Source organism: Streptomyces sp. NPDC001194, from assembly GCF_042896985.1.
Lineage (GTDB): Bacteria > Actinomycetota > Actinomycetes > Streptomycetales > Streptomycetaceae > Streptomyces.
The window spans coordinates 138,572-164,960 of sequence record NZ_JBIAXU010000013.1 but is presented as its reverse complement, the minus strand read 5'-3'; the positions used below and the strand labels follow the sequence as shown (position 1 = coordinate 164,960).

The 26,389-nt window shown below is 73.2% G+C and carries 25 protein-coding genes; 13 read left to right on the top strand and 12 right to left on the bottom strand.

Translation table 11 applies throughout. The annotated features are described in order from the left end of the window. The first annotated feature begins 16 nt into the window (after positions 1-16). The 4 genes from serC (at position 17) to ACFY1T_RS24505 (ending at position 6,183) form a co-directional block, all read left to right on the top strand. Positions 17-1,138, top strand: a complete 1,122-nt coding sequence (gene serC / locus ACFY1T_RS24520) for a phosphoserine transaminase (protein ID WP_390790051.1) — start codon at positions 17-19, stop codon at positions 1,136-1,138. A gap of 353 nt (positions 1,139-1,491) precedes the next feature. Beyond that, a complete protein-coding gene (locus ACFY1T_RS24515) occupies positions 1,492-2,313 on the top strand; it encodes a hypothetical protein (RefSeq protein WP_390790050.1) in 822 nt (273 codons plus the stop codon). Continuing rightward, positions 2,306-2,929 (top strand): class F sortase, encoded by a 624-nt coding sequence (locus tag ACFY1T_RS24510; protein WP_390790049.1) that lies wholly within the window; start codon positions 2,306-2,308, stop codon positions 2,927-2,929. The genes ACFY1T_RS24515 and ACFY1T_RS24510 overlap by 8 nt, the downstream gene beginning before the upstream one ends. A gap of 101 nt (positions 2,930-3,030) precedes the next feature. Then, positions 3,031-6,183, top strand: coding sequence for a sacsin N-terminal ATP-binding-like domain-containing protein (locus ACFY1T_RS24505; RefSeq protein ID WP_390790098.1), 3,153 nt, complete (start codon positions 3,031-3,033; stop codon positions 6,181-6,183). A 150-nt stretch (positions 6,184-6,333) separates the two neighbouring features. Here the strand turns inward: ACFY1T_RS24505 and ACFY1T_RS24500 are convergent, their stop codons facing one another. Together ACFY1T_RS24500 and ACFY1T_RS24495 are read right to left on the bottom strand one after the other, a co-directional pair. Continuing rightward, positions 6,334-8,799, bottom strand: coding sequence for an HAD-IC family P-type ATPase (locus tag ACFY1T_RS24500; RefSeq protein ID WP_390790048.1), 2,466 nt, complete (start codon positions 8,797-8,799; stop codon positions 6,334-6,336). 147 nt (positions 8,800-8,946) lie between these two features. Continuing rightward, positions 8,947-9,240: a hypothetical protein gene (locus ACFY1T_RS24495; protein ID WP_030858450.1), complete on the bottom strand. Its 294-nt coding sequence runs from the start codon at positions 9,238-9,240 to the stop codon at positions 8,947-8,949. A 150-nt stretch (positions 9,241-9,390) separates the two neighbouring features. On the opposite strand from ACFY1T_RS24495, the gene ACFY1T_RS24490 reads away from it, so the two are divergent. Beyond that, positions 9,391-10,845, top strand: a complete 1,455-nt coding sequence (locus ACFY1T_RS24490; RefSeq protein WP_390790047.1) for an NCS2 family permease — start codon at positions 9,391-9,393, stop codon at positions 10,843-10,845. A 96-nt stretch (positions 10,846-10,941) separates the two neighbouring features. Here ACFY1T_RS24490 and ACFY1T_RS24485 read toward each other — a convergent pair whose 3' ends face one another. Next, positions 10,942-11,124, bottom strand: a complete 183-nt coding sequence (locus ACFY1T_RS24485; RefSeq protein ID WP_030156886.1) for a hypothetical protein — start codon at positions 11,122-11,124, stop codon at positions 10,942-10,944. Between the two features lie 118 nt (positions 11,125-11,242). On the opposite strand from ACFY1T_RS24485, the gene ACFY1T_RS24480 reads away from it, so the two are divergent. Both ACFY1T_RS24480 and ACFY1T_RS24475 read left to right on the top strand, forming a co-directional pair. Next, on the top strand, positions 11,243-11,680 hold the full coding sequence (locus ACFY1T_RS24480) for a MarR family winged helix-turn-helix transcriptional regulator (protein WP_030156888.1): 438 nt from the start codon (positions 11,243-11,245) through the stop codon (positions 11,678-11,680). 26 nt (positions 11,681-11,706) lie between these two features. Then, positions 11,707-13,080 carry an MFS transporter gene (locus ACFY1T_RS24475; protein WP_390790046.1) on the top strand — a complete coding sequence of 458 codons (1,374 nt, stop codon included), beginning with the start codon at positions 11,707-11,709 and terminating at the stop codon, positions 13,078-13,080. A 52-nt stretch (positions 13,081-13,132) separates the two neighbouring features. Here ACFY1T_RS24475 and ACFY1T_RS24470 read toward each other — a convergent pair whose 3' ends face one another. Next, positions 13,133-14,149 (bottom strand): WD40 repeat domain-containing protein, encoded by a 1,017-nt coding sequence (locus ACFY1T_RS24470; RefSeq protein WP_390790045.1) that lies wholly within the window; start codon positions 14,147-14,149, stop codon positions 13,133-13,135. A 76-nt stretch (positions 14,150-14,225) separates the two neighbouring features. Between ACFY1T_RS24470 and ACFY1T_RS24465 the strand changes: the two genes are divergently transcribed. Next, positions 14,226-14,909: a GDSL-type esterase/lipase family protein gene (locus ACFY1T_RS24465; protein WP_390790044.1), complete on the top strand. Its 684-nt coding sequence runs from the start codon at positions 14,226-14,228 to the stop codon at positions 14,907-14,909. 69 nt (positions 14,910-14,978) lie between these two features. Here ACFY1T_RS24465 and ACFY1T_RS24460 read toward each other — a convergent pair whose 3' ends face one another. From ACFY1T_RS24460 to ACFY1T_RS24440, 5 genes are all read right to left on the bottom strand, one after another. After that, positions 14,979-15,968 carry an aldo/keto reductase gene (locus ACFY1T_RS24460; protein WP_390790043.1) on the bottom strand — a complete coding sequence of 330 codons (990 nt, stop codon included), beginning with the start codon at positions 15,966-15,968 and terminating at the stop codon, positions 14,979-14,981. Between the two features lie 209 nt (positions 15,969-16,177). Beyond that, positions 16,178-16,729 carry an RNA 2',3'-cyclic phosphodiesterase gene (gene thpR / locus ACFY1T_RS24455; RefSeq protein WP_390790042.1) on the bottom strand — a complete coding sequence of 184 codons (552 nt, stop codon included), beginning with the start codon at positions 16,727-16,729 and terminating at the stop codon, positions 16,178-16,180. 50 nt (positions 16,730-16,779) lie between these two features. After that, positions 16,780-18,276, bottom strand: a complete 1,497-nt coding sequence (locus ACFY1T_RS24450; protein WP_390790041.1) for a flotillin family protein — start codon at positions 18,274-18,276, stop codon at positions 16,780-16,782. A gap of 138 nt (positions 18,277-18,414) precedes the next feature. Next, entirely contained in the window at positions 18,415-18,633 is a 219-nt protein-coding gene (locus ACFY1T_RS24445; RefSeq protein WP_030156898.1) for a hypothetical protein, read from the bottom strand. Positions 18,634-18,694: 61 nt separating this feature from the next. Next, the gene (locus tag ACFY1T_RS24440; RefSeq protein WP_030858464.1) at positions 18,695-19,603 is read right to left on the bottom strand and encodes a DUF3027 domain-containing protein; all 909 of its coding nucleotides are present in this window, start codon (positions 19,601-19,603) and stop codon (positions 18,695-18,697) included. 391 nt (positions 19,604-19,994) lie between these two features. On the opposite strand from ACFY1T_RS24440, the gene ACFY1T_RS24435 reads away from it, so the two are divergent. The 4 genes from ACFY1T_RS24435 to ACFY1T_RS24420 all read left to right on the top strand — a co-directional run bounded on the left by ACFY1T_RS24435 (position 19,995) and on the right by ACFY1T_RS24420 (position 23,566). Continuing rightward, positions 19,995-21,368 carry an MFS transporter gene (locus tag ACFY1T_RS24435; RefSeq protein WP_390790040.1) on the top strand — a complete coding sequence of 458 codons (1,374 nt, stop codon included), beginning with the start codon at positions 19,995-19,997 and terminating at the stop codon, positions 21,366-21,368. A gap of 102 nt (positions 21,369-21,470) precedes the next feature. Beyond that, positions 21,471-21,956, top strand: a complete 486-nt coding sequence (locus tag ACFY1T_RS24430; protein ID WP_030858468.1) for a hypothetical protein — start codon at positions 21,471-21,473, stop codon at positions 21,954-21,956. A 13-nt stretch (positions 21,957-21,969) separates the two neighbouring features. Continuing rightward, positions 21,970-22,704, top strand: a complete 735-nt coding sequence (locus ACFY1T_RS24425) for a futalosine hydrolase (protein WP_390790039.1) — start codon at positions 21,970-21,972, stop codon at positions 22,702-22,704. Continuing rightward, positions 22,691-23,566, top strand: coding sequence for a 1,4-dihydroxy-6-naphthoate synthase (locus ACFY1T_RS24420; protein ID WP_390790038.1), 876 nt, complete (start codon positions 22,691-22,693; stop codon positions 23,564-23,566). The genes ACFY1T_RS24425 and ACFY1T_RS24420 overlap by 14 nt, the downstream gene beginning before the upstream one ends. 80 nt (positions 23,567-23,646) lie before the next feature. Here ACFY1T_RS24420 and ACFY1T_RS24415 read toward each other — a convergent pair whose 3' ends face one another. After that, the gene (locus ACFY1T_RS24415) at positions 23,647-24,030 is read right to left on the bottom strand and encodes a cold-shock protein (RefSeq protein ID WP_030012939.1); all 384 of its coding nucleotides are present in this window, start codon (positions 24,028-24,030) and stop codon (positions 23,647-23,649) included. Positions 24,031-24,231: 201 nt separating this feature from the next. On the opposite strand from ACFY1T_RS24415, the gene ACFY1T_RS24410 reads away from it, so the two are divergent. Then, positions 24,232-24,483, top strand: a complete 252-nt coding sequence (locus ACFY1T_RS24410; RefSeq protein ID WP_390790037.1) for a hypothetical protein — start codon at positions 24,232-24,234, stop codon at positions 24,481-24,483. A gap of 25 nt (positions 24,484-24,508) precedes the next feature. On the opposite strand, the gene ACFY1T_RS24405 is transcribed toward ACFY1T_RS24410, so the two are convergent. Next, entirely contained in the window at positions 24,509-25,162 is a 654-nt protein-coding gene (locus ACFY1T_RS24405; protein ID WP_390790036.1) for an HAD family hydrolase, read from the bottom strand. 129 nt (positions 25,163-25,291) lie between these two features. After that, positions 25,292-26,299: a hypothetical protein gene (locus ACFY1T_RS24400; protein WP_390790035.1), complete on the bottom strand. Its 1,008-nt coding sequence runs from the start codon at positions 26,297-26,299 to the stop codon at positions 25,292-25,294. Between the last annotated feature and the right edge of the window lie 90 nt (positions 26,300-26,389).

The window sequence follows — 26,389 nt, the reverse complement described above, 5'->3', positions numbered from 1 at the left end:
CCGATACGCTCCGCTCGTGGCCGAGATCCAGATTCCCGCTGACATCAAGCCCGCCGACGGACGCTTCGGCGCGGGCCCCTCCAAGGTGCGGACCGAGGCGCTGGACGCCCTGGCCGCCACCGGTACCTCCCTGCTCGGAACCTCCCACCGCCAGGCCCCGGTCAAGAACCTGGTCGGCTCGGTGCGGGACGGCATCCGGGACCTGTTCTCCCTCCCCGAGGGCTACGAGGTGATCCTGGGCAACGGCGGCTCCACCGCCTTCTGGGACGTTGCGACCGCCGGGCTCATCGAGCGCAAGTCCCAGCACCTCACCTTCGGCGAGTTCTCCTCCAAGTTCGCCAAGGCCGCGAAGCTCGCGCCGTGGCTGGACGAGCCGACCGTGATCTCCTCCGAGCCGGGCACGCACCCCGAGCCGGCGGCCGAGGCGGGCGTCGACGTGTACGCGTACACGCACAACGAGACCTCCACGGGTGTGGCGGCGCCGGTCAAGCGCGTCGCTGGCGCCGACGCCGGTTCACTCGTCCTGGTGGATGCCACCTCGGGCGCCGGCGGTCTGCCGGTGGACATCACCGAGAGCGACGTCTACTACTTCGCCCCGCAGAAGTCCTTCGCCTCCGAAGGCGGCCTGTGGCTGGCGGCGTTCTCCCCGGCGGCCCTGGAGCGGGCGGCGCGCGTGCACGCCTCCGGCAGCCGGCACATCCCGGAGTTCTTCTCGCTGCCGACGGCGATCGACAACTCGCTGAAGAACCAGACGTACAACACCCCGGCCCTGTCCACCCTCTTCCTGCTGGACCAGCAGCTGAAGTGGATGAACAGCCAGGGCGGCCTGGAGTTCACGACCGGGCGTACGGCGGCCAGCGCGGGCCACCTGTACGGCTGGGCGGAGGCCTCGAAGTACGCGAACCCGTTCGTCGTGGACGCCGACAAGCGATCCGCCGTCATCGGCACGATCGACTTCTCGGACGACATCGACGCGGCCGCCGTCGCCAAGGTGCTGCGCGCCAACGGCATCGTGGACACCGAGCCGTACCGCAAGCTCGGCCGCAACCAGCTCCGCATCGCGATGTTCCCGGCGATCGACCCGGCGGACGTGCAGGCGCTGACCGCGTGCATCGACTACGTGATCGAGCAGCTCTGACCACGGCCCGACCAGGGCCTGAACAGGGCCTGATCGTGGCCTGATCGCGGCCTGACGGCAGTCCGGCCACGGTCCGAACCGCACCGTACGAGCCCCTGGCGACTCCTTGTCGCCAGGGGCTCCGTCGTTGCCCCGGCAAGGCCGGAACTCCGGGACCTTGGTCCCAAAAATCGGGGCAAAGAGCCCGTAAACGACACCCCCTTGGCGGGTGTGCGGCCTGCGGCTTCATGCCGAGGGACTTTCGGCACCCACCCCGACGGCGCCCGTGCGGGCCCGCAACCAAACACCCCGTTATGTCCCTCATGTCAGGTGTGCCGGGAACGAACCCCGGTCTCCCGTTCAGGAGGAATTCCATGCGCAAGGCAGTCACCCTCGCAGCCATAGCCCTGACGTCGACGCTGGCCCTCGGCGCCGCCGCTCCCGCGTTCGCCGCCGACGCGAGCCCGTCCCCTTCGGTCGGCCAGGGCGCGAGCAGCAGCGACAGCTCCGCGTCCCTGCAGCTGTCCGTCGCCTCCGGCAAGCCGGGCACCGAGGTCAAGTTCACCGTGAAGGCCCCCAAGGGCTCCACCGCCCTGTCGGTCTCCTCGAAGGCCCTGGAGGACGTCAGGCTGAGCCCGGCGGGCGACGGCACCTGGACCGGCACCGCGAAGATCGCCAAGGTCGCGGACGGCAACTACGGCGTGAGCCTCACGGGCACCGCCCCCGACGGCGGCAAGCTCCAGGCCACCGCGCAGCTGACCGTCAAGGCCCAGACCCCGCCGCCCGCCCCGGTCTCCTCCCTCAAGCTCTCGGCCGACCACGGCCGCCCGGGCGACAAGATCGGCGTCACGGTCAGGACGGCGGCCGACGTGAAGAACGCGTACGTCGCCTCCGACGCGTTCGGCGGCCGGGTCGACCTGAAGAGCGACGGGCACGGCACCTGGACCGGTACCGCCGTCGTCGCCAAGGACGTCAAGACCGGGTACTACGGCGTGCACGCCTTCGCGGGCGGCAAGGAGTTCGACACCGTGAAGTTCTCCACCGAGGCGGGCGGCGGCGGCAAGCCCGACGTCAAGCCGGTGACCCCGCTCAAGCCGGGCGAGCACAAGACGCCCAAGGGCTCCGTCAACACGGGCCAGGCGCCGGCGGACACCGTCGCCTCCGCCGTCGCGGCAGAAGCCACGACCCATGCCTGAGCAGCCCACCCCTCCCCGCCGGGGCGGCCGCGCACGCCGCGCTGCCGCCCTGGCGGGCGCCGCGGCCCTCGCCGCCGTCCTCACCTCCGGCTGCTCGGCGTCGGCGAGCAGCGGGCCCGGCGGGGCCGGGCCCGCGAAGGCGGCCGCCGCGCTCCCCGCTTCCGTCCCGGACCGCATCGAGATCCCGGACATCAAGGTCGACGCCCCGCTCGACACGGTCGGCCTCGACCCCCAAGGCGAGATGCAGGAGCCGGACTTCGCCAAGCCCGACGACGCCGCCTGGTACAAGGACGGCCCGACCCCGGGTGAGGCGGGCGCGGCGGCCATCGTCGGCCACATGGACACCCCGCAGGCCCCGAAGGCCGTCTTCTTCAACCTCAAGACCCTGAAGAAGGGCGGGAAGATCGAGGTCCACCGGGCCGACGGCAGCACGGCCGTCTTCGCCGTCGACGAAGTCGGCACGTACAAGAAGGACCGCTTCCCCACCGACAAGGTCTACGGGGACACCCACGGCTCGGCCCGGCTGCGCCTGATCACCTGCGGCGGCGAGCTCACCGCCGACCGCCACTGGGATTCCAACGTCGTCGTCTTCGCGCACCTCACCGGACGGGCGTAGGCCGCGTCCGGGCCGCGTCCGGACCCCGCCGCCCGCACGCGATACCTTCAGGGCCTCGGCATTCGGTGAATGCAGGACAGCATGGAGGCAGCGGCGTGAGCGTGCGAGTGACGGCGGCCCAGAGCGGCGTGGACCCCTTCGGCACGGCCCGGCTGCGGCGCGGGGTCCTCGACGCCTGGGGCGCGGGCCCGGCCCGTTTCCGCGAGGACGCCAACGCCGAGGAGGACCTGGCCCTCGGCGGCTACCGCGACCGGCTCGTCGTCGAGCTGGCGCAGAACGCCGCCGACGCCGCGGCCCGGGCCGAGGTGCCCGGCCGGCTGCGGCTCACCCTGCACTCCGGCGAGGGCGGGCACGGGGTGCTGGCCGTCGCCAACACCGGTGCCCCGCTGGACGCGACGGGCGTGGAGTCGCTGAGCACCCTGCGGGCCTCCGCGAAGCGGGAGCCCGCGGGGGCGGCCGGGGCCGCGGGCACGACCGGCTCCGCCGACACCGTCGGCCGGTTCGGCGTCGGCTTCGCGGCCGTCCTCGCGGTCTCCGACGAGCCCGCCGTGCTGGGCCGCCACGGCGGCGTCCGCTGGTCCCTGGCCGAGGCCCGCGAGCTGGCCCGCGACGCGGCCAACGGCAGCCCCGGCCTCGGCGACGAACTGCGCCGCCGCGACGGGCACGTCCCGCTGCTGCGGCTGCCGCTGCCCGCCGAGGGCACCGCCCCCGACGGTTACGACACCGTGGTCGTCCTCCCGCTGCGCGACGCGGCCGCCGGTGGCCTGGTGCAGCGGCTGCTGTCCGGCATCGACGACGCGCTGCTGCTGACCCTGCCCGGGCTGGCCGAGATCGTCGTGGAGACCCCGCAGGAGGGGACCCGTACGCTCCGCCGCCGCGACGAGGGCCCGTACACCGTCGTCGAGGACGCGGCGGGCGGCGCCGCCGAGACCCGCCGCTGGCGCACCGTCCGCCACAGCGGCCCCATCGAGCCCGCCCTGCTCGCCGACCGGCCCGTCGAGGAACGGCTGCGGCCGGTCTGGACGGTGTCCTGGGCCGTGCCCGTGGACACCGAAGGCGCTCCCGTGCGCCCGTCCACCGCGAGCGTGGTGCACGCTCCGACCCCGACCGACGAGCCGCTGGGCATCCCCGCCCTGCTCATCGCGACGCTGCCGCTCGACACCGCCCGCCGGCACCCCGCGCCGGGGCCGCTGACCGACTTCCTGGTGGAGCGCGCGGCCGACGCGTACGCCGAACTGCTGGGCGCCTGGGACCCGGTGGGCACCGCGCTGGTGGACCTCGTACCCGGGCCGCTCGGCCGGGGCCCGCTGGACGGGGCGCTGCGCGCGGCCGTGCTGCAGCGGCTGCCGCGTACGGCGTTCCTCGCCCCGGCGGCCCCCGCCGAGCACGCGGAGGAGCGCTCCGCCCTGCGGCCCTTCGAGGCCGAGGTGGTGGAGGGCGCGGGCGCCGACACCGTACGGGTCCTGGCCGAGGTACTGCCCACCCTGCTGCCGGCCGGGCTGGAGCGCCGTCCCGAGCTGCGCACGCTGGGCGTGGGCCGGCTGCCGCTGGGCGACGCCATCGAGCGGATCGCGGGCATCGAGCGCACCCCGCAGTGGTGGCACCGGCTGTACGACACCCTGGCGGGGGTGGACCCGGACCGGCTCTCGGGCCTGCCGGTGCCGCTGGCGGACGGACGGACCACGATCGGCCCCCGGCACGTCCTGCTGCCCGACGCGGACACCCCGAAGGACCTGGCCCGGATGGGGCTCAAGGTCGCCCATCCGGACGCCGCCCACCCGCTGCTGGAGCGGCTCGGCGCGCTCCCGGCCACGCCGCGCGCGGTCCTGACGACCCCGCAGGTGCGGGCGGCGGTGGCCGCCTCGCTGGACGCCGGGGAGATCTGGGACGAGGACGCCCTCGACGCCGACGAGCTGGCGGAGGTGGTCCTGGGCCTGGTCCGGGAGGCCGACCTGGCGCCGGGCGACGAGCCGTGGCTGGGCGCGCTGGCCCTGCCGGACGAGGAGGGCGAGCTGACGCCCGCGGGCGAGCTGCTGCTGCCGGGATCGCCGCTGGCCGCGGTGATCCGCGAGGACGAAGTCCCCTACGTGGACGGCGAACTGGCCGAGAGGTGGGGCGCGCAGCCGCTGACGGCCTGCGGCGTGCTGGCCACCTTCCAGCTGGTCCGCGCCACCGACGTGGTCCTCGACCCGGACGAACTGGAGCCGCGCGACGGGGACTTCGCCGAACCGGACGACGCGGGGCTGCTGGACGCGGTGGACGTGTGGTGCGAGGACGTGCTGGACCAGCTCCCCGACACCCCGCTGCCGCCCGTGGCCACGGAACTCGTCGCGGTGCGCGACCTCGACCTGGTCGACGACGACTGCTGGCCCCAGGCCCTGGCGATGCTCGCGCAGCCCCCGCTGCGCGATGCGCTGACCCAGCCCGTACGGGTGCTGCTGCCGGACGGCACCACGCAGTCGGTGCGCTCGTACACCGCCTGGTGGCTGCGCGACCACCCCGTGCTCGACGGCCGCCGCCCGGCGGGGCTGCGCGCGGCGGGCGGCGACCCGCTGCTGGCGGGGCTCTACACCCCGGCCGACGCGACGGGCTTCGAGGACGAGCAGGTCCTGCGCGCACTCGGCGTACGCACGACGGTGCCGGCCCTGCTGGACGAACCCGGCGGCGCCGCCGAGCTCCTGGGCCGGCTCGCCGATCCGGACCGCGAGGTGTCGGACCGCCAGCTGCACGCCCTGTACGGGGCCCTGGCGGATCTGGACCCCGAGCAGGTCACGCTCCCGGACGAGCTGCGCACGGTGGTGGACGGGGAGGTCGTGGTGGTCGACGCGGCGGACGCGCTGATCGCGGACGCCCCGGACCTGCTGCCCCTGACGGCGGGGCTCCCGCTCCTGCCGGTGGCCCCGGCCCGCGCGGCCGACCTGGCGGAGCTGCTCCAGGTCCGCCGCCTCTCGGAGACGGTCCCGGCGGAGGTCACGACGCCGGGCGAGGAGCACGAGGTACCGGAGTCGGTCCGGATCCTCCTGGGCCCCTCGACCCCGGAGGTCTACCTGGAGCACGAGGAGCTGATCGCGGGCGGCGTGGAACTCGACTGGCGCCGCACCCCGGACGGCACCCTCCACGCCGCCACCCTGGAGGGCGTGGCGGCCGGCCTCGCCTGGGCGGCGGACCAGTGGCCCCGCCGGTTCGAGGTGGCCGCCCTGCTGGAAGACCCCTCCCGCACGGCGGAACTGGCCCGCGACCGCTGGTTCGACTGAGGCGGGCGCGGAGGCGGGCGCGGGCGCGCGCCGGCCCCGGTCCGGTCCGGTCCGGACCGGACCGGGGCGGACCGGGGCGGACCGGACCGGACCGGGGCGGACCGGGGCGGACCGGACCGGACCGGGGCGGACCGGGGCGGACCGGACCGTCTAGGCCGGGAACCTGCGGTTGACCCAGCGGAAGGTGATCTCGATCAGGGCCGAGGCCGCCGCCGCGACGGCGACCGCCGTCCAGGGCATTTCGGTGCCCACCAGCTTCAGTTCGAAGAACTCCTGGAGCCAGGGGACGACCAGGACGATCAGGAAGGCGCCGCCCATCGCGCCGACCAGGGCCACCCGCCACCACGTGTACGGGCGGGCGATGATCACCAGGACCCACATCGAGGTCAGGAACAGCGTCAGCGTCGCCGCGCTCGTCTCGGCCTCGAGGGCCTCGGGGCCGCTGTAGTGGTGGCGGGCGAGCAGGTAGGTGACGAAGGTGGCCACCGCCGCGATCACGCCGCCCGGGATCGCGTACCGCATCACCCGTTTCACGAAGTGCGGCCGCGCGCGCTCCTTGTTCGGAGCCAGGGCCAGGAAGAACGCGGGAATGCCGATGGTGAGCGTGGACAGCAGCGTCAAGTGGCGCGGCAGGAAGGGGTACTCGACCTGGAAGCAGACCACCAGGATCGCCAGCAGCACCGAGTAGACGGTCTTCGTGAGGAAGAGGGTGGCGACGCGGGTGATGTTGCCGATGACCCGGCGGCCCTCGGCGACCACCGAGGGGAGGGTGGAGAAGCTGTTGTTCAGGAGGACGATCTGGGCGACCGCGCGCGTGGCCTCGGAGCCCGAGCCCATGCTCACGCCGATGTCCGCGTCCTTGAGGGCGAGGACGTCGTTGACGCCGTCTCCCGTCATCGCGACCGTGTGGCCCTTGGACTGCAGCGCGCCGACCATGTCCCGCTTCTGCTGCGGGGTGACCCGGCCGAAGACGGCGTTCTCGTCGAGGACCTTGGCCATGTCGGCCTGATCGGTCGGCATCTTGCGCGCGTCGACGGTGTTCTCGGCGCCCGGCAGGCCCAGTTTGCCGGCCACGGCGCCCACCGAGACGGCGTTGTCGCCGGAGATGACCTTCGCGTGGACCTTCTGGTCCTCGAAGTAGCGCAGGGTGTCGGCCGCGTCGGGGCGCAGCCGCTGTTCCAGGACGATCAGGGCGGTCGGCTTGGCGCCCGTGCCGACGGCCGGGTCGTCGAGCTCGCGCGCGGCCCGGGCGAGGAGCAGGACGCGCAGGCCCTGCTCGTTGAGCTCGTTGATCTCGTCGAGGGCCGGGTCCCCGGCCGGGAGGAGCACGTCGGGGGCGCCGAGCAGCCAGGTGTTGTTCTCGCCGTCGCCCTCGCTGAAGCTGGCGCCGCTGTACTTGCGGGCGGAGGAGAACGGCAGGGACTCGGTGCAGCGCCACTCGGCGCTGTCCGGATAGGCGTCGATGATCGCCTGGAGGCTGGCGTTGGGACGCGGGTCGGATTCGCCGAGCGCGCCGAGCACCTTCTTGACGTACGCGTCCTCCGCGCCGCCGAGCGGGCGGAGCTCGGTGACGTCCATGCCGCCCTCGGTGAGGGTGCCGGTCTTGTCGAGGCAGACCACGTCGACGCGGGCGAGGCCCTCGATGGCCGGCAGCTCCTGCACCAGGCACTGTTTGCGGCCGAGCCGGATGACGCCGATCGCGAAGGCGACGGAGGTCAGCAGGACGAGCCCCTCGGGGATCATGGGGACGATGCCGCCGACGGTGCGGGCGATGGCGTCCTTGAGGTTGTTGTCCTTGACGACGAGCTGGCTGATGATCAGGCCGATCGAGGTCGGGATCATCATCCAGGTGACGTACTTGAGGATGGTGGAGATGCCGGAGCGCAGCTCGGAGTGGACGAGCGTGAAGCGGGTGGCCTCTTCGGCCAACTGGGCGGCGTAGGCCTCGCGGCCGACCTTGGTGGCGGTGAACGCGCCGCCGCCGGCGACGACGAAGGACCCGGACATGACGGGGTCGCCGGGCTTCTTCAGGACGGGGTCGGCCTCGCCGGTGAGCAGGGACTCGTCGATCTCCAGGCCCTCGGCCTCGCCGACGGACCCGTCGACGACGACCTTGTCGCCCGGGCCGAGCTCGATGACGTCGTCGAGGACGATCTCGGAGGTGGAGATCTCGGCGGTCCGGCCGTCGCGGCGGACGCTGGGTTTGGCTTCGCCGATGACGGCGAGGCTGTCCAGGGTCTTCTTCGCCCTCATCTCCTGGATGATGCCGATGCCGGTGTTCGCGATGATCACGTAGCCGAACAGGCTGTCCTGGAGCGGCGCGACGATGAGCATGACCACCCAGAGCACGCCGATGATGGCGTTGAACCGGGTGAAGACGTTGGCGCGGACGATGTCGGCGGTCGAGCGGCTGCTGCGCACGGGGACGTCGTTGACGGCCCCGCGGGCGACGCGCTCGGCGACTTCGGCGGTGGTCAGGCCCGCGGGCTTGAACCGGGGTGCGGGCGGCCGGACCGGGTGCACCGGGTCCAGCTCGGCTCCCGCGTCGATGGCCGCGCCGCCGGGCCCGCCACCCGGCTCGGAACCGTTGGGTTCGATCTCTGCCCGCTGCGTCATGCTTTCGACGGTAAAGGGGGTTCTACCGGTTCACCCGCCGAGAAGTCCGAAGATCCGACTTCGGGATGACCCGAATCGTCCCTTGGTCTTCCCCGGTCTTCCCTGCTCTTCGCCGGTTCCCCGTCCCCCGCCGGTCCGCCCCGTCCCTCAGCCGGAGCTGCCGCCGCCGCTCTCCCCGTTCCGCGCGGCCAGTGCCTCCGCGGCGTGCCGCTTGAGCGCGGCGTCGCGGCCCCGGACGTACCAGACGCCGATCAGGCCGAGGAACCCGCCGGCCGCGCAGCACCAGACCCACCACAGCAGGTCGCGGTCGGCGAACCAGCCGTAGAAGGGGAGCTGGACGACGAACATCGCGAACCAGAGGATCGTGCCGCCGGTGACGGTCGCGACGATCGGGCCCTCGAGGGGCTCGGGCGCCTCGTGCTTCGCTGTCCATTTCGCCATGCCCTCAAGTCTAGGTGGCCCGAAACCGGGTCTACGCGCGGAGATGGACGGGCTTTCGTTCATGTGTTCATACTGAAACGGTGTGGGCATGGCCCATTTTCTTCGTATGAATCCCCCAATGCCCCCCGCAATGAAGACCTAGAGGACCGCATGAGCACGTCGGCTCCCGCCCCCGCGCCCACCCTCCCGGACCCCGCCCCCCGCGGCGGGTCCGCCCTGGACCGCCACTTCAAGATCTCCGAGCGCGGCTCCACCATCGGCCGCGAGGTCCGCGGCGGCTTCGCCACCTTCTTCGCGATGGCGTACATCATCGTGCTGAACCCGATCATCCTGGGCAGCGCGAAGGACATGTACGGCCACCAGCTCGACAGCGGCCAGCTCGTGACCGCCACCGTCCTGACGGCGGCCTTCACCACGCTCCTCATGGGCGTCATCGGCAACGTCCCGATCGCGCTCGCCGCCGGCCTCGGCGTGAACACCGTCGTCGCCCTCCAGCTCGCCCCGCGCATGAGCTGGCCCGACGCCATGGGCATGGTGGTCCTGGCCGGCTTCGTCGTGATGCTGCTGGTCGCGACCGGCCTGCGCGAGCGCGTCATGAACGCCGTCCCGCTCGGCCTGCGCAAGGGCATCGCGATCGGCATCGGCCTGTTCATCATGCTGATCGGCCTGGTCGACTCGGGCTTCGTCACCCGCATCCCGGACGCCGCGCACACCACCGTGCCGCTCACCCTCGGCACGGGCGGCCACCTGCACGGCTGGCCGGTCCTGATCTTCATCGTCGGCGTCCTGCTGACCCTGGCCCTGCTGATCCGCAAGACGCCCGGCGCGATCCTGATCTCCATCGTGGTCATGACCGTCGTCGCCGTCGCCGTCCAGCTGATCGTCAAGCTGCCCGACTCGGGCTGGGGCCTGACCGTCCCCGAGTGGCCGGGCAATCCGGTGGCCGCGCCCGACTTCGGGCTCGTCGGCCAGGTCAGCCTGTTCGGCGGCTTCGGCAAGGTCGGCATGCTGACCGGCATCCTCTTCGTCTTCACCGTGCTGCTGTCCTGCTTCTTCGACGCGATGGGCACGATCCTCGGCGTCGGCGACGAGGCCAAGCTGATCGACAAGGACGGCAACTTCCCCGGCATCAACAAGGTGCTGCTCATCGACGGCCTGGCCGTCGCCTCCGGCGGCGCCACCTCGTCCTCGGCCACCACCTGCTTCGTGGAGTCCACGGCAGGCGTCGGCGAGGGCGCCCGTACGGGCCTCGCGAACGTCGTGACCGGCGGCCTCTTCACCGTGGCGCTGTTCCTGACCCCGCTCGCCACCATGGTCCCGTCCCAGGCGGCCACACCCGCCCTCGTGGCGGTCGGCTTCCTGATCCTGGCGGGCTCGGTCAGGGACATCGACTGGAGCGACTTCACCATCGCCGTCCCGGCCTTCCTGGCCATGGTGATGATGCCGTTCACGTACTCGATCACCAACGGCATCGGCTTCGGCTTCATCAGCTTCTGCGTCCTGCGGCTGGCGACCGGCCGGGGCCGTGAGGTGCCGGCGGCCCTGTACGTCGTCTCGGCGGTGTTCGTCTTCTACTACGCGATGCCGGCCCTCGGCCTCACGTAGGGCGCCCCTTCCGGCGCTTCCCGGCCCCGCCCTCCACGGAGGGCGGGGCCGTTGCCGTCTCCGGCCGACGAGCCGGGCGATTCGGCCGAGCCGGGCTCAGGTGAGCCCGTAGAACTTCTCCGTCTCGTCGACGGCCGCCTTGAAGCGCTCGTCGAAGTCATCGCGAATGAGCGTCCGGACCACGTAGTCCTGGACGCTCATTCCGCGTTTCGCCGCATGAGTCCGGAGGCGGTCGAGCAGCTCCCCGTCTATGCGCATGCTCAGCACGTGTGTCCCCATGCCGAAAGGGTCGTGGCACAGGACGTGGACGCGTGTCGCTTTCCGCTGCGGACTCACCCGTACGAGTGACACGCTTCACCTGCGTTCTTTAGAGAGAGTAATGAGGTAGTCTAAAGAGATGCTCGACCTTACCCATGGCGACGACGCTGCCGCCGTGAACGACCTCCGCTCCGCCGTCATGCGGCTGGGCCGGCGCCTCAAGCACCAGCGCGTCGACGAATCGCTGAGCCCGACCGAGATGTCGGTCCTCGGCACCCTCGCCCGGTGCGGCCAGGCCACCCCCGGTGAGCTGGCCCGGCGCGAACACGTCCAGCCGCCGTCGATGACACGCATCGTCGCGCTGCTGGAGGCCAAGGGACTGGTCAGGCTGCAGCCGCACCCGGACGACCGCCGCCAGAAGGTGGTCACCCAGACCGAGGAGGCCGAAGCGATGCTCGAAGAGAGCCGTCGCAAGCGGAACGCCTTCCTGGCCGGGCTCGCGGCCGAGCTCACCGAGGACGAATGGGCCAAGCTGCGCGAGGCCGCGCCCGTCCTGGAGAAGCTCGCGCACTTGTAAGGAACGACGCCAGGAGGCGAACGCTTTTGAGTACGGGAAACGGAGCAGACTCCGCACCCGGCCATACATCCACCACTACCACCGGGCGCCCGACGCGCTCCACCGGCACCACAGGCTCCACGGGCAAGAACAACTCGATGTTCAGCTCGCTGAAGATCCGGAACTACCGGCTCTTCGCCACGGGACAGGCCGTCTCCAACACCGGCACCTGGATGCAGCGCATCGCCCAGGACTGGCTGGTCCTGTCCCTGACCGGCTCGGCCTCCGCGGTCGGCATCACGATCGCCCTGCAGTTCCTGCCGATGATGGTGTTCGGCCTCTACGGAGGCGTACTCGCGGACCGGCTGCCCAAGCGGCCTCTGCTGATCGCCACCCAGACCCTGATGGGCCTGACCGGTGTCGCGCTCGCCGCGCTCACCCTCGCCGGACACGTCCACGTGTGGCACGTGTACCTCGCGGCCTTCCTGCTCGGCCTCATCACCGTCGTGGACAACCCCGCGCGGCAGACCTTCGTCTCCGAGATGGTCGGCAAGGAGCAGCTCGCCAACGCCGTCAGCCTGAACTCGGCGAACTTCCAGTCCGCGCGGCTGGTCGGCCCGGCGATCGCCGGTGTGCTGATCACCGCCGTGGGCGTCGGCTGGGCCTTCCTGCTGAACGGGCTGTCCTTCGCCGCGCCGGTGGCCGGCCTGCTGCTGATGCGCACGCGCGAACTGCACCCGGTCGAGACGCGGCCGCGCGCCAAGGGCCAGCTGCGGGAGGGCCTGCGCTACGTCGCCGGCCGCCCCGAGCTGATCTGGCCGATCGTCCTGGTCGGCTTCATCGGCACCTTCGGGTTCAACTTCCCGATCTGGCTGTCGGCCTTCGTCAGCGACGTGTTCCACGGGGACGCGGGCACGTACGGGCTGTTCAACACGCTGATCGCCGCGGGCTCCCTGGCGGGTGCGCTGCTGGCGGCCCGGCGCGGGCACTCGCGGCTGCGGCTGCTGGTCGCGGCGGCGGTGCTGTTCTCCGTGCTGGAGGTCGTGACGGCCTTCGCGCCCGGGTTCTGGCTGTTCGCCGCGCTGCTGGTGCCGATCGGGATGTTCGGGCTGACGGTCAACGTCACCGCGAACGCGAGCGTCCAGATGGCCACCGACCCCGAGATGCGGGGCCGGGTGATGGCGCTGTACATGATGGTGTTCACCGGCGGCACCCCGATCGGTGCGCCCGTCGTCGGCTGGGTGACGGACACGTACGGGGCCCGGATCGGCATGGCCGCGGGCGGCCTCGTCTCCCTGGCCGCGGCCGCGACGATCGCGGTGATCCTGTCCCGGGTCGGCAACCTCCGCCTCAGCGTGAGCCGTCACGGGGTCACGTTCGTCCCCTCCCCCCGCCCCCGCGAGCTGGTCACGGCGGCGTAGTACGTCCGCCGCGAGCCCCGCGGCCGCGTGACGCCTCGGCGCCGCGGCCGCGTCAGTCGCGGGGCCTGCGGCGGAAGAGCCGCTTGGCGCCGAAGACCAGGGCCGTGCCCACGGCCAGGACGGCGGCACCCTTCGTGAAGCCGCCCCCGCCCTGCTCTCCCGCCGGGCCGGGGGCCCCGGTGGCCGGCGTCGAGCCCGGCTTCGCCGGGGCCGGGCCGCCGGATCCGCCCGCCGCGGGCTTCACCGCGACCGCCACGACCCGGCTCGACTCCCCCTCGGATCCGAACAGCAGCGTCGACCCGTCCGCCGAGTACGTCACCGACTCGGCCTGCCCCTGCCACGGCGCGTCCACCCGCTCGCCCTCGCCCTGCGGCTTGCCGTCCTTCCACGGGTAGGTCTTCGCGAAGAAGTAGCCCCGCAGCGTGAGGCTGCCGCCGTCCGGCGAGAACGCCCCGTCCGTCACCCACGGCAGGTCGGCGACCCGCCGGAACACGTTCGTCCCCGAGGCGGACAGCTGCTGCGGGCCCTCGTACAGCCCGCCCTTGTCCTCGCTCTTGCTGGCGATGTACACCCGGCCCGTCACCGGATGCACCATCAGCGCCTCCGCGTTGCGCGCCCCGTCCGCGTACTTCACCGTGAACTGCTCGGCCTTGACCGTGACATCGGCCAGCTGCTTCGGCTCCGGGAAGCGGTAGATCCAGACGTGGTCCCAGGTCCCGTTCAGGTTGTCGCCGATGTCGCCGACGTACAGCTGCCCGTCCGGGCCCAGCGAGATGGCCTCGACGTCGCGCGGGGTCCCGATCCCGGTCAGCGTCACCCGGGCCACGGTCTTGCCGGTCGCCGAGTCCACCGCGTACACGTACGGGCCGTCGTCGCTGTCGTTGTGCGTCCAGTACACGCCCGGGTGGATCCGGCTCGCCGCCAGCCCGCTCGACTCCTTGATCCGCGGATCGGTGATCGTGAACCCGGAGGCGCCGGGGGCGGCGGAGGCCGAGCCCTCGGCGGCCGCGGCGGCCGAACCGGGCAGCACGGCAAGGGCGATGACGGCGGTCAACGGCAGCAGGCGCATACCCCAAGCGTGCCAGGCCGCCCCGCGTGTCCGGCATCACAGGGGCGCCCGGCGCGTGATCCGCGATGATGACCGGATGCGTTTCATGTTCGTCGGCGATTCCATGACCATCGGACGCGCCGGCGACTACACCTGGCGCTACCGGATGTGGCAGCACCTGGGTGCCGCGCCGGGCGGCCCGTACGAGATCGTCGGCCCGCGCACCGCGCTCTTCGACACCGGAGCGGGCGAGCCGGTCAGCCACGCCTACGCCGACCCCGGCTTCCCGGAGGACGCCCGCCGCCACCTCGCCGGCTGGGGCGAGGGCTGGCAGCACATGGCCCCCCTCATCGGCTCCGCCGTCCGCTCCGGCGAACCGGACGTCCTGCTCGTCTCCCTCGGCCTGATCGACCTCGGCTTCTACACCGCCGCCGAGGAGACCGCGGCCAACGCCCGCCGCTTCATCGCGGAGGCCCGCGCCGCCCGGCCCGGCATCCGGATGGTCCTGCTCCCGGTCATCCCGAACGTCCGGGCCGATTCCGACGCCCCGTTCGCGGCCGAGGTGGCCCGGTTCAACGAGCTCCTCGCGAAGGCCGTGGCCGACCTGTCCACCGACGCCTCGCCGATCCTGCTGGCCGCGCGCCCGGCCTCGTACGAGATCGCGCACGACACGTACGACGGCACCCACCCCAACGCCTCCGGCGAGCACCGCCTGGCCGGGGAGTTCGCCGCGGTCCTGCACCAGGCCTGGGGCATCGGCGGCCCGTACCGGATGCCCTGACCGCTCCGCGCCCCGCGCCCCGCGCCGGGGCGCGGGGCGCGGAGCGGTCGTGCCGTCATGGCCGCGCCATCACCAGGCGAAGGCCTCCGGCGAGGTCCCCGGGCCGGGGAAGATCTCGTCCAGGCCGGAGAGCACCTCCTGCGAGAGCTCCAGGTCCAGCGCCCGCAGCGCGCTCTCCAGCTGCTCCGCCGTACGGGGACCCACGATCGGCCCCGTCACCCCGGGCCGGGTCAGCAGCCACGCCAGGGCCGTCTCGCCGGGCTCCAGGCCGTGCTTGTCGAGCAGGTCCTCGTACGCCTGCACCTGCGCCCGTACGGCCGTGTTCGCCAGGGCGTCCGCGGAGCGCCCGGAGGCGCGGCGGCCGCCCTCGACCTCCTTCTTGATGACGCCGCCCAGCAGCCCGCCGTGCAGCGGGGACCACGGGATCACCCCGAGCCCGTACTCCTGCGCGGCCGGGACGACCTCCATCTCGGCGCGCCGCTCGGCGAGGTTGTAGATGCACTGCTCGCTGACCAGCCCGACCGAACCGCGCCGGGCGGCCGTCTCGTTGGCCTGGGCGATCTTGTAGCCGGGGAAGTTCGACGATCCGGCGTACAGCACCTTGCCCTGCTGGATCAGCACGTCGACGGCCTGCCAGATCTCCTCGAACGGGGTCCGGCGGTCGACGTGGTGGAACTGGTAGAGGTCGATGTAGTCCGTCTGGAGCCGCTTGAGGCTGGCCTCGACGGCCCGGCGGATGTTCAGCGCCGAGAGCCGGTCGTAGTTGGGCCACGGGTCGCCCTCGCCGGCCATGTTCCCGTACACCTTGGTGGCCAGCACGGTCTTGTCCCGCCGGCCGCCGCCCTGGGCGAACCAGGTGCCGAGGATCTCCTCGGTGCGGCCCTTGTTCTCGCCCCAGCCGTAGACGTTGGCGGTGTCGAAGAAGTTCAGGCCCGCGCCGAGCGCGGCGTCCATGATCGAGTGGCTGGTGGGTTCGTCTGTCTGCGGACCGAAGTTCATCGTGCCGAGGACGAGTCGGCTGACCTTGAGTCCGGTGCGTCCGAGCTGTGTGTACTTCATGGGCCCCAAGCCAACTGCCTGGAGTCCACTCGAAGCAAGGGTCCGCGCGGGCGGGGTCGCCGTCCGGGCAGGGCTACTGTCCCACGGCGGCTGCCACGGCCACGACGACGAACATCAGCACGAGCACACCGGCCATCACACGGTTTCGGGTCTTGGGATCCACCCGTCGAGCGTAACGCGGGCCCCGCACCTTCCCGTACCGAGGGGCCTCAGGCGGCCAGGGGCCAGGCCTCGACCACCTCGTAGCGGGGCTGCTCGCCGGGCACCCCGCCCGCCGGGAGGTTGCTGCGGACCAGGCTGAGCTCGCCGGCCCGCCAGGGCGTGCCCTCGAAGTCCGCCAGGGCCTCGACGTACGGGTGCATGTCGGCGCCGCCGCGGCTGCGGGCCAGGGTGAGGTGCGGGGTGTAGCGGCGGTGGTGCTCCATCGGCACCCCGGCCCGGCGGGCGGCCGCGTCGGCGCGCTCGGCGAGCATCCGCATGGGGTCGAGCCCGCCCGCGGCGCCGACCCACAGGGCGCGGTCGCCGAAGTGGCCGGAGCCGTGGATGCGCAGGCTGAAGGGTTCGGTGCGGTGGGCGGCGCGGGCGAGGCGGGCGTGCAGGTCCGGCAGGAGCCCGTCGCGCACCTCGCCCATGAAGGCGAGGGTGAAGTGCCAGCCCGCCTCTCCCGTCCAGCGGAGCCGGTCGTCCCGCAGCGGCTCCACCACCCGGCGCAGCTCATCGACGGCCTGCTGGGGCGGCATCAACGCGGCGAACAGCCTCATGGGCGCGAGCCTAACCCGGACGGCGGGTCGGGCTCGCGCCCGGCTGCGGGTTACGCCTCCGCGATCGGGATCGGCTGGGACGGCGCCGCCGCCGTCCTGCCGTTCACGGGGGTGGCGCCCGCAGCGGTTCCCTCGGCGGCCGGCTGGGCGGCCGGCTGGGACATCGACGAGAGCAGCTGGCGGGCCAGGCCGAGGCCGGTACCGCCCATGGTCAGCGCCTTCGCGAACATCTCCGACATGCCCTCGGCCCCGTTGAGCAGCACCATGTGCTCCACGTTCCCGAAGGCCCCGGCGCCGGCCTCCACGATCGCCGGCCAGTTCTCGGCGAGCTGCTGGGCGACGACCGCCTCCTGGTTCTCGGCCAGTGCCGCGGCCCGCGCCTTGATGGCGTCGGCCTCGGCGAGGCCCTTGGCCTTCGCCGACGCCGCGACCGCGAGGCCCTTCGCCTGGGTGGCCGCCGCCTCGGCCTCACCGGTCGCCCGGGTGGCCTTCGCGGCCGCGAGACCCCGGGCCTCGGTGGCCGCCGCGTCCGCGGTCGCCGCCGTGGTCACGCGCGTGGCCTCGGCCGCGGCCGCCAGCTCGGTCTCCTTGGCCTTGGCCTGCGCCGCCGAGATGCGGGCGTCCCGCTCGGCCTCGGCGCGGGTGCGGGTCTCGTACGCCGCCGCGTCCGCGGGCTTGCGCACGTCCGCCTGGAGCTGCTGCTCGCGCCGGTGCGCTTCCAGCTCGGCGACCCGGGTCTCCTGTACGACGACCTCCTGGCGGGCCGCCGCCTCCGAGAGCGGGCCCGCCTGGCGGGCGGTCGCGGCGGCCTTGTCCCGCTCGGCCTGGTAGCCCGCCTGGAGGATCTCGCTGTCGCGGGTGGCCTCCGCCATCCGCGCGAAGGCGGTCTGCTCGGCCTCGGTGGCCAGGCGGTTCGCCTCGGCCTGCGCGATGCGCGCGTCCCGCTGGACGGCGGCCGCGTGCGGCATGGCCAGGTTCTTGATGTAGCCGGTCGGGTCCTCGATCTCGTGGATCTGGAGCGAGTCGACGATGAGGCCGAGCTTCTCCATCTCCGTACCGCAGGCCGCCCGGGTCTGCCCCGTCAGCTTCTCGCGGTCGCGGATCATGTCCTCGACCGTCAACCCGCCCACGATGGAGCGCAGATGGCCCGCGAAGACGATGTGCACGCGCTCGGGCATCATCTTCTGCTGGTCCAGGAAGCGGCGTGCCGCGTTCGCGATGGACACGAGGTCGTCGCCGATCTTGAAGATCACGACGCCCTTCACCCGCAGCGGGATGCCCTGGTGGGTCACGCAGTCCACGTTCAGCTGGGTCTCGTTGAGGTCCAGCGACAGCTTGCGCACCGCCTGGACGCCGGGGACCACGAGGGTTCCGCGTCCGGTGACGATCCGGAACCCCATGCCCTCGCCGATGCCCTCGGTGCGGTGCGTGGAGCCGGAGATGACGAGTGCCTCGTTCGGTTCGGCCACCCGCCACATGAGCTTGAACAGGCCGATCAAAGCCAGGATTGCGGCGAGAACGATTCCCGCCACGACGCCGATAGCCATCGGCAACGCCCCCTTATCGCAGTGCCGTTCGACACTGACGAGGGCGAGTGTGCTCCTGTGCGGGGCCGTTAAGAAGACGCGGACGCTTTCTTGTCGCCATCTTGATACGAACCACATCCGCGCAGGTGGCGCCGGGGCTCAGTTGTCGTACGCCGCCATCACGTACACCGTGCGCGGAGGCAGGTACTCGACGACGGTCACGACCGTTCCGACCGGCAGCCGGCCCGTCCCGTGCGCCGGATGGGCGAGGAAGTGCTCCGCGCCGCCCCGGATGCGGACGATGACCTCGCCCACGAGCCCGGGGCCCACCGTCCCGGTCACCCGGCCGTCCAGCCCCACCATGCCGTCTTCCCCCATGCGCCGAGCGTACGCCGCCGGGGGACGGCCGTCGCCCCGTACGGACGGGGCAGGACACCCCTTACGAGTGGCCCAGGTCCGCGGCCGGGAGGTCCGTCGAGGGGACCGAGCCCGTGTCGGGGGCCGGGCGCAGCGGGAACTCGTCCGTGGCCATCGAGTCGAGCACCGGCGGCGCCGGGCGCGGCGGCTTCGGCATGACGGCGGCCTCGGAGTGGCCGCCGCAGCCGTACGAGAGCGAGACGAGGTGTCCGTCGGCCGGGCCGAACTCGTTGGCGCAGATGCCGAAGGCCTGGCCGAGCGAGCCGCCGATGGCGACGAGGAACCCGCACGAGACGCAGGAGGCGGGCGCGGCCTGCGCCATCGGGGTCTTGGCGCCGAAGGACTCGTCCCAGCGGTCGGCGGCGCTGTGCAGCCCGTACCGGGACAGGACCCGGGCGCGCCGCATGCCGAGCTCCTCGGCGACGGAGGTGATGGAGCCGCGTACGGGCACCACGGCGCGGTCGGTGACGTCGGCGTCCTCGGCCTCGACCAGTTCGGCCATCTCGGTGGAGACGACGGAGTTAGGCGGCGGCGCGTCCTCGCCCGACCAGCCCGGCTCCAGCCGCAGGTCCTCGGCGTCGGTGGGCAGCAGGTCGCCGGGGCCCATGTCGCCCGGGCGCAGCCGCTCGCTCCACGGCACCCATTCGGGGGCGAGCAGCGCGTCGTCGCCGGGGAGCAGCACCGTTTCGTCGAGGGTGACGTTCTTGGCGCGGGAGGCGCGCGTGACGGTGACGGCCCAGCGCCAGCCCCGGTATCCGGGGTCCTTGCACTCGAAGAAGTGCGTGACGACCCGGTCGCCCTCCGCCACGGCGGAGACGTGCTCGCCCACCACGGAGGGAGCGGCGGCTTCCTCGGCCGCCGTGCGGGCGAGGTCTACCGCCTCGGCGCACAGGCGGTCGGGGGTACGGCTTCGCGTCGTCGCAGCACTCACAGGTCTCGTTCTCTCCTACGCCGTCTCACGAGTGCGCCGTCCGTACTGTCGTCCTGAACGACCCGTCGGTCCTGTCCGTACGTGGCGCGGGCGGAGCGGACCAGAGGGCCGCGTCGACGTCCGCACCCGATCGGCCTCGGGCGCACCTACCTGCAATCCATTCTGCGGGATCGCGAAGAGGCGCGCGGCCGAGAGCAACCGCCGGTGGCGCGCTACGCACGCTACCTCCTCCGACGCCTTGGGCCCACATGCAAGGTCCGATTCGCGGACGGGAGCGTGTGCCGACATCGCCCCCACGACCTCCGGACGACCTCCCGACGCCGTCCCGACGGCGATCCTTCGGGCGCCCGTAACGCGCCGGGACGGGACCGTGAAGGGTCCGTGGGGCACTATGGCGGGTGTGACACCCGTACGGTCGTCCCGCGACGGCTCGGGACCGGCCAGGCGGGCCGGCCGGGCCGTCGGGCGTGCCCTGCGGCGCCCTTTCACCGGTACGGCGCGCGGGATCCGGCGGGCCACGCACGCGCACGGGGCCGGCGAGTCGGGTCTCGGCAGGCTGATCGAGCTGCACGCCATCAACGGCGCCGGCGACGTGATGATCACCGTGGCGCTGGCCTCGACGGTGTTCTTCTCGGTACCCACGGACGAGGCGCGCGGCCGCGTCGCGCTGTACCTCGCGATCACGATGGCCCCCTTCACCGTGCTGGCCCCGGTGATCGGTCCGGCGCTGGACCGGCTGCCGCACGGCCGGCGGGCCGCGATGGCCTGCGCGATGCTCGCGCGGGCGCTGCTCGCCGTCATGATGTCCGGCGCGGTGGCCACGGGCGGGCTGGAGCTCTACCCGGCCGCGCTGGGCGTGCTGGTCGCCTCCAAGGCGTACGGGGTGGTGCGCAGCGCGGTGGTGCCGCGGCTGCTCCCGCCGAAGTTCTCACTCGTCAAGGCGAACTCCCGGGTCACCCTGGCGGGCCTGCTCGCCACCGCCGCGGCCGCGCCCGTCGCGGCGGGGCTGCACACCATCGGGCCGCCGTGGCCGCTGTACGGGGCCTGCGCCATCTTCGTCTGGGGCACGTTCGCGGCGTTCTCGCTGCCGCACAAGGTGGACGAGGCCAAGGGCGAGCGCCGGGCCCGGCTGTCCACGCACGAGCCCCACTCGCGCAAGCCCGGACTGCGCACGGTGAGCCCGTCGGTGCTGTGCGGTCTGCTGGCGAACGCCGCGATGCGCGGGCTGTCCGGGTTCCTGATCTTCTTCCTGGCGTTCCTGCTGCGCGAGCACCCGCTCGCCGGGCAGAGCGCGGCGGTGTCGCTGGGCATCGTGGGCGTCTCGGCGGGCGTGGGCAACGCCTGCGGGACGGCGGTGGGCGCATGGCTGCGGGCCCGCGCCCCGGAGACGATCATCGCGGCGGTGCTGTCGGCGACCCTGGGGGTCGCGATCCTGGCGGCGGTGTTCTACAGCGGGCTGTTCATGGCCGTACTGGGGGCCACGGCGGGCTTCTGCCAGGCGCTGGCGAAGCTGTCGCTGGACGCGATGATCCAGCGGGACGTGCCCGAGGCGGTCCGGACGTCCGCGTTCGCCCGTTCGGAGACGCTGCTCCAGATGGCGTGGGTGCTGGGCGGCGCGATCGGTATCGCGCTGCCGCTCAACGGGGTCCTGGGCATGGCCGTGGCGTCGGCGATCGTCGCGGCGGGCACCGTGATGGCCCTCCGCGGCCGTCTCACCGCCCCCCGCCACCACCATCCGGGTTCTCCCCGCCCCCGAGTGGCGTAGAGCGGGGCAAAACGGCCCCGCCCGGCGGGGTGCGCGCCGCGCGGCAGGCCACGGACACCCCCGTGCGGCGGTGGAGGCGGGTGGCCCGATAGCCTTCGGCTCATGACCGCACAGCTTTTCTCGGGTAGGGGCCGCCGCAGCGTCGCGGCCCTCGGAGCCGTGTCCGCCGGCCTCCTCCTCCTCTCCGCCTGCGACAAGCCGACGCCTCTGGCGACCGTGACGGTCGGCACGTCGTCGGTGTCCACCGAGGCCGTCTGCTCCGACTCCAAGGAGCTCTCCATGGACAAGGTCCAGGAGTGCCTCACCGACATGAAGGACGCCAAGACGATCGAGTACGGCCGCGGGGACACCCTGCGCCTGGGCGTCGAGCCGGACGTCGTCGAGGACGGCAAGCGGTGGCAGGCGGTCCTCGACGGCCAGCCGATCACCGAGCCCTCCTCCAACACCTACCGCAGCTTCCCCGGTGCCGACCTGTTCGCCACCGGCGGCCAGGGCGAGGCCCCGTCCTCCAAGAAGCTGAACATCGTCCAGGTCGGCGAGGACGGCAAGCCGCTCGCCGTCTGGGCCTACAACGTCAAGCTCAAGTAGCCACGTACCGACCGTGCGCGCGCTCATCGTGACCGCGGTGGCGGCGGAGGCAGACTCCGTCGCCAGTGGCCTGACCGGGCCCACCCCTCATCCGGACCCGGTGACGCCGGAGCCGCGTGCCCTCCCCGGCGGCTACCTCCTCTCCCGGCGCGATCTGCCCGGTCTCGCCGCCGACGTCCTCGTCGGCGGGGTGGGGCCGGCCGCCGCCGCGGCCGCCACGGCCACCGCGCTCGCGCTGGCCGACTACTCCCTCGTCGTCTCCGCCGGCATCGGCGGCGGGTTCCGGCCCGCCGCCCCGGTCGGCTCCCTCGTGGTCGCCGACGCCGTCGTCGCCGCCGACCTCGGGGCCGAGACCCCCGACGGCTTCCTCGACGTGCAGCAGCTCGGGTTCGGGCACAGCGTGCACCTGCCGCCCGCCGAACTCGCCGCCCGCGCCGCCGAGGCCACCGGGGCGCTGCTCGCGCCCGTGCTGACCGTCTCCACCGTCACCGGCACCGCCGAGGGCGCGGCCCGGCTCGCCGCCCGGCATCCGCTCGCCGGGGCCGAGGCCATGGAGGGCTTCGGGGTCGCGGAGGCGGCCGCCGCGCACGGGCTGCCCGTGCTGGAGATCCGCGCCGTGTCCAACGCCGTCGGCCCCCGCGACCGCGACGCCTGGCGGATCGGGGACGCGCTGGCCGCGCTCACCGCCGGATTCCGCGCCCTGGGGCCCGTACTCGTCACCTGGGGAGAACGCCATGAGCACCGCTGAACGGACCGCCGGCCGGCCCGCCGGGCCGCTCGCCATCGCCTATTCGCCCTGCCCGAACGACACGTTCGTCTTCGACGCCTGGGCCCACGGCCGGGTCCCGGGCGCGCCCGGCCTCGACGTGACCTTCGCGGACATCGACATCACCAACGGCATGGCCGAGCGCGGCGAGCTGGACGTGCTGAAGGTGTCGTACGCCGTGCTGCCGTGGGTGCTGGAGGAGTACGCGCTGCTGCCGTGCGGCGGGGCGCTCGGGCGCGGCTGCGGGCCCCTCGTCCTCACCCGCGAGGCCGGTGTGGACCTGGCCGGCAAGACCGTCGCCGTGCCCAGCGAACGCTCCACCGCGTACCTGCTGTTCCGGCTGTGGGCCGCGGACGTGCTGCCGGACGGCGTCGGCAAGGTGGTCGTCCTGCCGTTCCACGAGATCATGCCGGCCGTACGCGACGGCCGGGTCGACGCCGGACTCGTCATCCACGAGGCCCGGTTCACCTATCAGGACTACGGGCTGCACTGCCTGGCCGACATGGGCGAGCACTGGGAGTCCACGACCGGCCTGCCGATCCCGCTCGGCGCGATCATCGCCAAGCGCTCGCTGGGCGCCGAAACCCTGCACGCGCTGGCCGAGTCGGCCCGTGCCTCGGTCCGGATGGCCTGGGACGACCCGGAGGCCTCCCGCCCGTACGTCCGCGCCCACGCGCAGGAGCTGGACCCGGCCGTCGCCGACCAGCACATCGGGCTGTACGTCAACGAGTTCACCGCGAACCTGGGAGACGCAGGGTACGCGGCGGTGCGCGGGCTGCTGACGAGGGCCGCGGCGGAGGGTCTGGTACCGGCCATCGCGCCGAACGCGCTGGACTTCCCGTAGGCGTTTTCCGGCCGCCCACGACGCTGCCCCGGCCCTCCGGAGAGGGCCGGGGCAGCGTCGTGGGAACGGATCCCGAGGGCTCAGACGTCGAGCTGGTCGGCCACCGCGCGCAACAGGCCGGCGATCTTCGTGCCGTGCACCTTGTCGGGGTAGCGGCCGCGCTCCAGCATCGGGGTGATGTTCTCCAGCAGGGTCGTGAGGTCCTGCACGATCGAGGCCAACTCGTCCGGCTTGCGGCGCTGAGCGGCCGCCACCGAGGGGGCCGGGTCCAGCACCGTCACGGAAAGTGCCTGGTCACCGCGCTGTCCGGCGACGACACCGAACTCGACGCGCTGGCCGGGCTTGAGGGCGTCGACCCCGGCCGGGAGCACCGACGAGTGGACGAAGACGTCTCCGCCGTCGTCGCGGGAGAGAAAGCCGAAGCCCTTCTCACTGTTGAACCACTTGACCTTGCCGGTAGGCACGTCCGTCCTCTGTCCTTGTGCTCGTCGGGGTCCGGGACGCCGCGCGGCGGGTCCGGACAACAGCGCAGCGGGTCGTGGTGACCCGCCGTGTCCAGGCTAGTGGGCGTTTCACAGGAGACAAGACGTTCCCCGGTCCTTCGCCGGCTCTTCGGATTTCGGCTGCGCTGTCGGCTGCTTCGGCCAGGGAACTACCCTGGTGAGGTGACTGTTACTCCTCATTCCGACGAAGCGCGGCCGGGCGACGGCCTGGTGCGCGCCGGTGGCATCGTGTTCATCGCGGGCGCCGTGGCGACCCTCGCGACGATGGCCCCGCTGTTCCTGGACGTCGACCCGTTCCCGCCGTACGCGTGGGCCGTGTGCATGCTGATGGGCATCGGCTTCCTGATCTCGGCGGCCGGGGTGCTGCGCTCGGCCGCGGCCCAGCGCCGGGACGCCCGCGCCTCCCAGGCCTGACGCGCGGACCCGACGCCCTTCCGGGTCAGAGCGCCTGAGTGCGGACGTAATCCGTGAGCCACTGCGGCAGCGCGGTGAGGTCCGGCAGCACCACGTCGGCGCCCGCCTCCCGCAGTTCCGGCTCGGGGCACGGGCCGGTCGGCACCGCCACCGACACCGCGCCGGCCGTACGGGCCCCGCGCACGTCGCCGACGTGGTCGCCGACGTACACCTGAGCCCCGTACTCGCGCAGCGCGCCCGCCTTGGCCTCGGCCCACAGCCAGCCGATGACCGCGTCCGGCACGATGCCGAGGTGCGCGAGGTGCAGCCGGGCGTTGGGCTCGTGCTTGGCCGTGACGACGATCGCGCGGCCGCCGAGCGCCTGGACGGCCTCGATCGCCTCGCGGGCGCCGGGCATCGCGGGGGTCGGCTCGATGGCGTGGGTGGGATAGATCTCCCGGTAGCGATCGGCCATGGCGGGGATCTCCGCCTCCGGGAACCAGTACGCGAGCTCCTCGTCCAGCGGCGGTCCGAGCCGCGTGACCGCCTCGTCGGCGTCGATGAACGTGCCCGTCTCGGCGGAAAGCGCCTGGTAGGCGGCCTTGATGCCGGGGCGCGAGTCGATGAGGGTCATGTCGAGGTCGAAGCCGACCGTCAGCTGGGCGGACGCGGCGGGCACGGCGGGGGTCTCGGAGCTCATGCCTCCATTGTGCCGAGCGGCCCCGGACGGGCGGGAACACCGGCGTGGCCCCGCCTTACGGGACGGTGAAATCCGGGGGGGCGCGCCGGCGCCCGTCCCCGTGGCGTCCGCCGGACGGGCCGTTCGGCCTCAGCGGCGGCGGGAGCGCCAGGCCAGGTAGAGGGCCGAGGCGACGGCCGCGACGCGGGCCAGCCAGGGCCACATGCCCTGGAAGACCACGCCCAGCCCCTCGTCCGTCAGCGGCGCGCCCCAGCGCCGCTCCAGACGGCCCCACAGCCACACCACGGCGCCCGCGAACACGGCGCCCGGCACCCCGAACACGACCGCCTTGCGCTCGGCCGGCCCCAGCACCCGCGACGCGTACGCGAGGAGCCAGCCTCCGGCGAGCAGCAGCCAGGAGCCGGTGACCGCGCCGGCCACGAGCACGGCCGCGGCCAGCAGCAGGAAGGCGTGCGGCTTCGGGCGCGGGGCGGCGCCGGGCGCGGCCCCCGCATCCGGTGCGGCCGCCGCCCTGGCCTCCGCCTTGGCCTGCCGGCGCCGCTTCAGGAACCGTACGAGTCCCCGTACGGCCGATTCGCCTTCGGCGGCGGGCGCCCCCGCCGGACCGGTGGCGGGCTCCGGCTTCTTCTCCTCCTCCGGGTGCCGGAACAGCTCCGGGATCTCGATCCCGCCCGCGAAGCCCTCCACCTGCGGTCCGGCGCCGTGGGGGCCCGGCGAGACCCGCCACCAGTCGGGCTCCGCCCCGTCGTCGGCGCCCAGTTCGTCGAGCCCGGCCAGGTGCGGCGGCGCGGGTGCGGTGTCCGCCGGGCGCGGCTCCGGCACGGCCTTGCGGAGCAGCCGGCCGGGCCCGCGCTGGGTCGGCACCGCGGGGGCCGGATCAGGGGTGGCGGCCCGCGTCTGCGGGGCGGGCGACGCGCCCATGCCGTCGAGGACCTCCTCCGGCGTGCCGATCCGCTCCAGGATGCGCCGCACGGCCGCCGGGGTCTCCGGCTCGTACTTGGCGCGCCGCCGGTCGATCTCGTCCCGCAACCCCGCCACCAGCCGCATCCGGTCCCCGGAGGACAGCTGCCGCCGCTGCGCCAAGTCCCCGACCCGGCTCAGATATTCGTAGACCAGATGGTCGCTCTCGATCCCCATGTCCGGCTCCTCCCGTACCACCCTCCCGAAAGGTAGCGCGTGCGCCCGTGGAGCTGCCGAGGGCTCAGCGGATACCGTTGGCCGGATGGG